Source organism: Candidatus Acidianus copahuensis, assembly GCF_000632495.1.
GTDB lineage: Archaea > Thermoproteota > Thermoprotei_A > Sulfolobales > Sulfolobaceae > Acidianus > Acidianus copahuensis.
In genome coordinates this window covers 33,858-42,516 of the sequence record NZ_JFZT01000020.1, presented here as the reverse complement: position 1 = coordinate 42,516, position 8,659 = coordinate 33,858, and the positions used below count along the sequence as shown (strand labels likewise).

At 36.8% G+C, this 8,659-nt stretch carries 8 protein-coding genes; 5 read left to right on the top strand and 3 right to left on the bottom strand.

From position 1 onward, the window contains the following. The first annotated feature begins 43 nt into the window (after positions 1–43). Positions 44–442 carry a DsrE family protein gene (locus CM19_RS03340; RefSeq protein ID WP_150111367.1) on the top strand — a complete coding sequence of 133 codons (399 nt, stop codon included), beginning with the start codon at positions 44–46 and terminating at the stop codon, positions 440–442. Here the strand turns inward: CM19_RS03340 and CM19_RS03335 are convergent. The 3 genes from CM19_RS03335 to CM19_RS03325 all read right to left on the bottom strand — a co-directional run bounded on the left by CM19_RS03335 (position 431) and on the right by CM19_RS03325 (position 3,333). Further along, positions 431–1,714, bottom strand: a complete 1,284-nt coding sequence (locus CM19_RS03335; RefSeq protein WP_048099039.1) for a phytoene desaturase family protein — start codon at positions 1,712–1,714, stop codon at positions 431–433. The genes CM19_RS03340 and CM19_RS03335 overlap by 12 nt on opposite strands. A 162-nt stretch (positions 1,715–1,876) precedes the next feature. After that, the gene (locus CM19_RS03330) at positions 1,877–2,503 is read right to left on the bottom strand and encodes an MBL fold metallo-hydrolase (protein WP_048099038.1); all 627 of its coding nucleotides are present in this window, start codon (positions 2,501–2,503) and stop codon (positions 1,877–1,879) included. Positions 2,504–2,583: 80 nt separating this feature from the next. Continuing rightward, complete coding sequence (locus CM19_RS03325) at positions 2,584–3,333, bottom strand: hypothetical protein (RefSeq protein ID WP_048099037.1); 750 nt, start codon at positions 3,331–3,333, stop codon at positions 2,584–2,586. A 278-nt stretch (positions 3,334–3,611) separates the two neighbouring features. On the opposite strand from CM19_RS03325, the gene CM19_RS03320 reads away from it, so the two are divergent. From CM19_RS03320 to cbiD, 4 genes are all read left to right on the top strand, one after another. Beyond that, complete coding sequence (locus CM19_RS03320; RefSeq protein WP_048099036.1) at positions 3,612–5,360, top strand: alpha/beta hydrolase family protein; 1,749 nt, start codon at positions 3,612–3,614, stop codon at positions 5,358–5,360. A 488-nt stretch (positions 5,361–5,848) separates the two neighbouring features. Beyond that, positions 5,849–6,856, top strand: coding sequence for a precorrin-8X methylmutase (locus CM19_RS03315; protein WP_048099042.1), 1,008 nt, complete (start codon positions 5,849–5,851; stop codon positions 6,854–6,856). Further along, positions 6,853–7,596 (top strand): precorrin-3B C(17)-methyltransferase, encoded by a 744-nt coding sequence (locus CM19_RS03310; protein ID WP_048099035.1) that lies wholly within the window; start codon positions 6,853–6,855, stop codon positions 7,594–7,596. The genes CM19_RS03315 and CM19_RS03310 overlap by 4 nt, the downstream gene beginning before the upstream one ends. Next, the gene (gene cbiD / locus CM19_RS03305) at positions 7,593–8,639 is read left to right on the top strand and encodes a cobalt-precorrin-5B (C(1))-methyltransferase CbiD (protein WP_048099034.1); all 1,047 of its coding nucleotides are present in this window, start codon (positions 7,593–7,595) and stop codon (positions 8,637–8,639) included. The genes CM19_RS03310 and cbiD overlap by 4 nt, the downstream gene beginning before the upstream one ends. The last annotated feature ends 20 nt before the right edge of the window (positions 8,640–8,659 follow it).

The following is an 8,659-nucleotide window of genomic DNA, read 5'->3' as shown; positions in this document are numbered from 1 at the left end:
GAATCCTGAGAGATAAGGACAAATACAAAGAGTGGTAAGGTGGTTGAAAGAACAGCTAGGATTTTCCATGCCATTATTAATCCCTCATAGATATAAATTAGTGCACAATTCCTATATCATGGCAAAAATTCTCTTCCTCCTAATGGATGAAAAAAGGCTTCCTACCTCGTTAGTAATAGCAAAGAACTCTCTTAATCGGTATGAAGACGTAAAGGTAATAATTTTAGGTGAAGCGCTTAAGGCACTTAAATCTCTAGATGAAGAAGGGTTGGCTGCCTTAGAAGAATTACAGAAACGGGGAGCAATAGATTCAGCATGCTTCTATTCAGCTGAAAAGGAGGGAATCAAGGATGATGTATTGGACATGGGTATAACGTTAGCTCCTATAGGCGAAAGGATGGCAAAATATATTAACCAAGGATATGTTCCATTAACGTTTTAAGATATCTTCAATGACCTTATGTGCGCTATTTCTTCCTGGAACCCCCGTTACTTGCCCTCCTGGATACGTTCCAGAGCTAGCATTATAAAGACCATTAATTGGCGTAGTATATCCCCACCCTTTAACTGGCCTTCTATCAAATAGAAATTCAGAATACATGGGCATATGGTTCATGTCTCCGAAAGGAGCGCTATACTCCTCTTCTAAAACAGAGCTTCTTAATTCTTCTATGTGAATTGCTTTCCTTCTAATGTCTGGGAAAAAGTCCTCAACTTCGTCTAATCCTCCCATGATAGTTATAACATGGCCTCCAAGCTCGTCTATCATTGAAGGTATCGTAACCTCACCACCTGGTAAAGTGTAGAGAGTCCCAGGATTTTTTTGAATGAAATCAGGCATTTTTGGTAACTCCTTTAGGATTACATTTGTACGTCTCCATGCCGGTCTAAATTCTGGATGACTTACTTTAATGTATCCAGAAGTGAGAGCAGAAAGATTAACAGGACTTCCGGCATTTATTACAACACCGGTTTGAATTTCCCTTTTATCTGTTAACACACCCTTTACTCCGTCATCAAAAAGTATTTCCTTAACAGTTTCCCCAAACAGGAAATCAACTCCCAAACTCTTAGCTCTTCTATACAAAACTTCTCCTACTGTTCCCATTCCACCCCTTACTAACCTCCAATCTAAAGAGAAGTAGTAAGTCATAACATAGGCTGGCAAATTCGTCATAAAGGAGTAGTCAAAATATGGATGAAACTCTGGATCAAGGTATTCTTTTAATACCTTACCAGTGTTCTCTGCAAAGATCTCGAGATCAGTTCCCTCAATTTCCTTCTTTACTTCCTCAAAAGATGGCGGAACTGTCAAGTATTGAAATTTTTCTTCTATTAATTTCTTAAACCTAAAGATCTTTTCCTCAAATTCTGGATATTTGAATTGCTTAAATGCCTTGAACTCATTAATTCTCTTTTCCTTATCTCTCCATATCTTCATAATTTTGCTATTTTCTGTAACGAAGATATCGGCTACTGGCGAATCTATTAGGGGGAATGTCACATTAATCTCATCCATTACTCTTCTGGGGAAAAGTCCTAGAACATAGGAAAGTCTCGAATATTTTACACCCTTATACTCCTTTGTCTCTGCCATACCCCCAGGAAGATTTCTTTTTTCCAATACTAAGACCTTTAGCCCATGCTTTGCTAGAACAATTGATGATACTAAACCGTTATGTCCTGAACCTATTATAATGGCATCATATTTCATAACAAGATTTCACATTTTCTAGCTTTAACTATTAACGGTTAACGAGGAAGTTATTTTCCCTTTAAGTAAAGTAGAATAAAATGGTAATTAAGTATCCAGATATTCTACTTATACATCTAGATAGTAACAATTTAACGAGATCTGAAGATTACTCTTATCATTTTAAATATCATCCTGAGTAATCTCCCCGTTCAAGAAAGGGTTAGTTTCTTTTTCGTATCCTAAGATTGTTGAATTTCCGTGTCCAGGATATACAACGAGATTATCATCAAGGGCCTTTATCCTCTCAAGGGATCTGAACATAGCTTCCTTAGAACCACCTAAATCTGTCCTACCAATTGTATTAGCAAATAACGTATCTCCTGTAAATATCTCTTCCTTTCCTAGAAGGCAACAACTACCCATTGTATGGCCCGGAGTCTCTATTACTCTAAGTTCTCTCCTCCCAATAACTATAGTATCTCCCTCGCTTATAAACAAATCAGGCTCAATTATCTTCTCAATTTTAATTCCAAATGTTTCAGCCATTTTGCTTGAAGCTTTAAGCAAATCTAAGTCTCTTCCATTAAGGAGAAATGGAGCTGATACTCTCTTTTTGATTTCATTAACTCCGAGTACATGATCAAAATGGCCGTGAGTTGCCACTATAGCCTTTACTTTCTTTCCTTGAATACTGCTTATGACTTCTTGCGGATCTCCTCCCGGGTCAATTATCACCGCTTCATCTCCATCTACCACAACATAACAGTTTGTATTTAACGGGCCGATTGTATAAACTTTAACTTGCATAATTTTCTAATTATAGGGAAATTAATTAATCTTACGAAATACTTTGAGAAGACTAGAAAGCGTTATTTTCTCATCATAGTTCAACTTGACCCAGTGAAATTTACATTAACCTCCTCTGGTTCTTCATACCACTTAACTTTTTCTCCAACCTTTGCTCTCATTTTCCACTTTAAACTCTTTGGATGTTCCTCTACCGCTTTCCTTATCCTTTCCATTTTGGATAGGATTTCATTGTATCCTTTAGAGTATTCACGCATTCTTTCGTCGTTTATAGTATATGTTTTGTAAAACCCCCAATCTTCTGAGAGTATTTTTACAACATAATTCAAGTCAAGGGTTTTTTCATCATCATGGTCCCCTAGATCAACGTCGTAAAGTAAAGCAGCTATGTCTTTTCTATCGTTCTCTGTTAAGTTAACTATTTGAATCTTGGTCAAGAAAAGGTCTGAAGTAGGGATCGTGTACTTCATTATCTTTAACCTATCCTTTAGGGTAATTTTATGGCACATCGCAAACTCATCAAGAAATACGTCTATTGTTGAGTTTAGGACTGGATCAAAAAACATAAGTCTGGTGCCTCCATGAAGAGCATTAAACCTTTTGTTTGGAGTCATACCAAGAGATTCCATAAACTTAGATATTTTGCTTGATTGAGAAGAAAGGCCGAAGTAATCGGCATCTTTATATTGTCTGGGAAAGAGTTCGCTCCCCCTTTTTGCTATAATTGCAATAGCTGCACCTCCTATAAGCCTCAATATGATACCTTCCTTATTTGCCCTTTCTATAACTTCCATTGCCCTTGAAAGGAGCTGTTCCTTTGGAATTACCATAATGTATATTAAAATACGATAGGTTAAAAACATCTTAATAAAAAGCTAACAATTTAACGTTATGTTAACCTAAACAATATGCGAATAAAAATATTCATTATTAACGATGGATAAAACTTTCATAAAATATAACTTAACCTACATAGAATGATAAATTATGATCAGAATCAACAAAATTTAATTAAAAGTTTCCATATGTTGTACAACTCAGTGCGAATAAATTATCATAAAGATACGGTCTTAAAATAATTTTTATTTTTCAGAACACTATTAATTTTATGACCCCAGAAGATGCTTACTCCATAAGGGTCATATCAGACGTTAAATTAAATGAAAATGGATTAATGTACGTAGAAACAGAAATAAGAAATCACGACTATTACTCTATGTTGTTTTCTAACGACAAGAAAGTTATCTCAGGACACATATCTCTTCCTTCATACTATAATGGTTATCTATATTATGTTAAAGGAAAGAAGGAAAAACACTTAATAAGAAAGAAAGAGTATGGAATTGAGGAAGATTTATTATCCCTTCGTAGCATCTCGAATTACACTTTTCATAGAAAGGGAATTCTTATCCTAGGAGAGGAAAAAATCAATTCTAAAACGCCTTTTTCTACAACTAAAAGGAAGTATAGATTTGACAGCAGAGGATTATTAAGGTCAAGACAATCTCTCTTTATATTTGATGGAGAACTTCGTAAGTTAGTTAGCGGAGACTTTGACGTTACTGACGTATCTACAAATGGAGAAAGAGTGGTTATTTCTGCCACGATAGATGATGATGATTTTGGTATAGCTAATGTTTATGAGGTAAACGTGGATACAGGTGAAATTCATAAAATCAGCGAGGGGAAGGGGACAGTTGAGGCAGTAGCAGTAAACAAGAAAGGAGAAGTGGCTTTTTTGGGCCAAAGAGAAGGACTATCTCCTTGGGCTAGTAATAGGATATTCTTTCCCGAAAAAGGAAAGAGCGTCATTTGTGGAAAGACTTGTGGTAACTTTGTTTTAACAGATATCTTTGATGGAACAAAAATAAGGATAATCTATGATGATGTAGTATACACTTTAGGGCAAGAAGGAGGGGAAACACATCTATATAAAGTCCTCGATGATGCTGAAAAGATTACATCAGGCCAAATATCGGTTAGAGGTTTTGATTATTATAATGGAAAGCTAGCCTACTTTTACTCCACTCCCACAAAACCTTCAATCCTAAAGTTTGAAGATAAGGAAGTAGATCCTAATCAAGGGATCAAATCCATAACTCCGGTAAAGGTTAATCATCACATCGAAGGTTGGGCAATGATCTCGTCTAACAATTCTCCTACAATTTTATTTATCCATGGAGGACCACATATGGCTTATGGTTATGCATACTTTATAGAATTTCAGTTTTTTGCCTCAAATGGATTTAATGTTATTTACTGTAATCCTAGAGGTAGCAAAGGGTATGGAGAAGAATTCGCTAAAGGTTGCGTAGGAGATTGGGGAGGAAAAGATATGCAAGATATACTAGACTTCACAAGGAAGGTAATTGAAGATTTTAAGTTAAACGGAAAGATCGGAATAACAGGAGGATCTTATGGAGGATTTATGACGAACTGGATTATCACAAGGACTGATCTTTTCTCTGCTGCAATAAGCGAAAGGAGCATATCCAACTTAGTTAGTATGTGTGGAACTAGCGACATAGGATTCTGGTTCAACGCAATAGAGGCTGGAATTGAGGATCCGTGGAATAAAGAAGGAATGGAGAAACTCATGACCCTATCACCCATATACCATGTAAGTAATGTGAAGACTCCTCTTATGCTAATTCATGGAGAAAATGACTACAGGTGTCCTATAGAACAAGCAGAACAATACTTTTTAGCGCTGAGGAGCAAGGGAGTGGAGGCAGAACTTGTTAGATATCCTGGGGAAAGCCATGAACATGCGAGAAAAGGAAAACCTGATTTCATGGTGGATAGATTACGGAGAAAGTTAGAGTGGTTCTCTTTACATCTTTACAGTAAAAAATAGGTTTCCAACTATCAGCTATTGGAATGTAAACTTAACATTGTTTTTCTAATATTAGCTATAATAACTTATCTAGATGAAATTAATTAATCAAGTTGATGTGGTATCATGAAGGGTTGGTCGAAAATATCAGTTCATGTCTCTTATTGTAAAGGCAACAAAATTGAGGAAGAAATATTGACCTTAATGTGAATTTTGATGTTAGTTTATCTTTTCAACTTAGAGCTTCTTGATCCTTTCCCATCCTCTTTACGTAATGTTCTAGACAACTTGCAATTGAGATCTGTTATATTTTAGTTCTATTGATCGCTTTCTATGCAAGATCAAAAATAGGACGTAACATAAGACATTTAATATTAATGTAAAATCAACCTTATAATAAGGATTATTTAACATTAATAGAAAGATTTTCAATCTCATAACTCCTATTTGCACAAAATAGATGATAGATTATAGTCAAGATTTATTAACCCTGTAACGTGGAGATAAATATGGATAGGCTAACCAGTACAGCCATTGTGTTGATAGGCCACGGTTCAAGGAGAGGTACGTATAATGAGGACATAGAGATTATGGTTAATGATATTTCTAATTACGTAGGGATTCCGGTATTTCTTTCGTATAACGAATTCAATTCTCCCAACTGGAGAGATTTAATTAATGAACTGATTGAAAAGGGTTACTCAAAGTTTATAATAGGACTCGTATTTCTAGGTAGAGGAAACCACATATATAATGATATAATGGGCGAGATGATTGGAAGGCCTGTAGAAATTGAGAAGTGGATCAATATAACATTGAATGGAAAAGAAATAAGTTTTTACTTCACTGAAACATTAGCCAGATCTCCTTTAGTAAGAACAGCCCTATTGTATAGGTTATTAAAACCACTTAATCTCTTTTCAACGGCTGAATTTGTAGAAAATCCAGAAGAAATAGAAGAAAGATCTCTTTCGCTAATTAATCAATATCTAATGGAAGAGGATAATAGGAAAAAGAGGATAATAGCTAAAGCCATCTTTGCATCAGGAAACCCTGAAATCGCAAAGGCTATCTATATTCATGAAAAAGCGATTGACTCTACCATAGAAGCTTTGAGGACAGGAGTTGCTATACTGTCTGACGTCAATATGGTAAAGGCCGGTCTCAGATGGAAGACCGATTGTCTAATTAATGACCCAAAAATAATAGAAGTCGCCAAAAAGGAGGGAATAACTAGAGCTGAGGCATCTATAATTTATGGACTGAAGGAACAGAGATTAGTTGTTATAGGAAACTCTCCAACTTCGATCCTAGGTCTAATTAAGGCAATTAAAATGGGCGCCGAGGTCCCAGCTGTCATAGCAACGCCTCCAGGTTTTACGAACGCTATAGAAGCAAAAAATGCGCTAATATCTTCAGGAATTCCATCTATAGTAATTAGAGGCACTTTGGGAGGATCTGGAATTGCTGTAGCGATAGCAAACGAGATAGTAAAAATGGCAGGTGAAAAAGCATGAGTGGAAAGCTTTACATCGTAGGTATTGGCCCAGGAGATAAAGACCTTAGAACCTTAAGGGCGCAGAGAGTCCTAGAGGAAAGTCAGGTTATTGTTGGATATAATACCTATTTGAAGTTGATATCTGATATCATTGAGGGAAAGGAAGTAATTGGGGCTAGAATGAAGGAAGAAGTGTTTAGGGCAAATGTAGCAATAGAGAAAGCTTTAGAGGGAAAAGTCGTATCTCTTGTGTCCAGTGGGGATCCTCAAGTTTACGGAATGGCTAGTCTAGTTTTTGATATCATTGCAAGAAGAGGAATGACTTTAGATGTCGAAGTAATACCCGGAGTTACTGCTGGATTAGCCGCAGCTGCTAGGATTGGAAGTCCAATTTCACTAGACTATGCATCAATAAGTCTTAGTGACTTGCTCATACCTAGAGAAGAGATATTAAAAAGAGTAGAAAGTGCAGCAACGGGCGATTTTGTAATCCTTCTCTACAACCCGATAAATAAACCTCTTCTTGAAGAGACGATGTCAATAATCTCGAAGTTTAGATCTCCTGAAACTCCTGTAGGCATAATTACCAAGGCTTATAGACAAGGAGAGATTAAGGAGGTAACCACGTTAAGGGACTGGAAAAAATACGAGAACGAAATAGGTATGGTTACAACGATTATTGTAGGGAACTCAAGAACGTATAACGCTGGAAATTTAGTTATAACGCCTAGAGGTTACGAGAGGAAGTACGAACTATGATTGAAACGCTAAAAAGATTTGGTATAACAACAGGAGGTTCAGCAGCTGCTGCTTCAAAGGCAGCTGTGATCTGGGCACTCACTGGAGTAAAGCAAAGAACAGTAGTTATTCCTACCCCAATAGGTCTCAGGATTGAAGTACCAGTGAGTGATTGTTGGACTGAAGGTGAGGAAAGATGTTGCATGGTGAATAAGTTTTCTGGAGATAATCCAGACGTTTTAAATGGAGTAGAAATCGTTGCGTGTATCTCTCTAAGGGGAGAAGAGATAAAAGTGGTAGGCGGAAGTGGAGTTGGATTAGCAACTAGAGACGGTCTAAAGGTAAGTAAGGGTGAGGCTGCGATAAACCCTATTGCAAAGCAAATGATTATTGATGCGATCAGGGAGGTTTGGGATAAAGGGGCAATAGTTGAAGTAAAAGTACCGAGAGGAGAGGAACTCGCTAATCAAACTATGAACCCTATTATTGGAATTAAAGGAGGAATATCAATACTTGGCACAACGGGAATTGAGTCTCCTGTTAGCGATGAAGATTACATTGAACATATAAGATGTGAACTTAACGTGATGAAGGGAGAGTGGATAGTCCTAGCGATGGGAAATACTAGCGTAGATTACTCAAGAAAAAGATTTGGAGAAAGAGTTGTTAAAATAGGTGATAGGATAGGAGATTCCTTAAAACTAGCGGAGGAACTGGGCTTTAGAAAAATAATTCTTGTTGGTCAACCGGGGAAGATGAGTAAAGTAGCTGCTGGCATCTTCAATACACATAATAGGTTTGGGGATTCACGTATTGAATCATTGGTTTACGCTTGCGTTATTGCTGGGATCCCTTCAAACCTTTTAACTAAGGTCGCTTCAGCGCTTTCGGTTGAAGAAGGTTTACATTATTTAGGAGATCTTTCAAGTAAAGTGATTAGGGTAATTGCAGAAAGATCTCTTTTTAGGTTATCGCACAAATTTCACGTCTCCTTAGGGATCGTAGTTATAGGATACTCTGAGGAGGTTCTTGCAGAGGTAGGTGATACAAGTGTGGGAATTTGATGTAGCAGGAATACCAGACG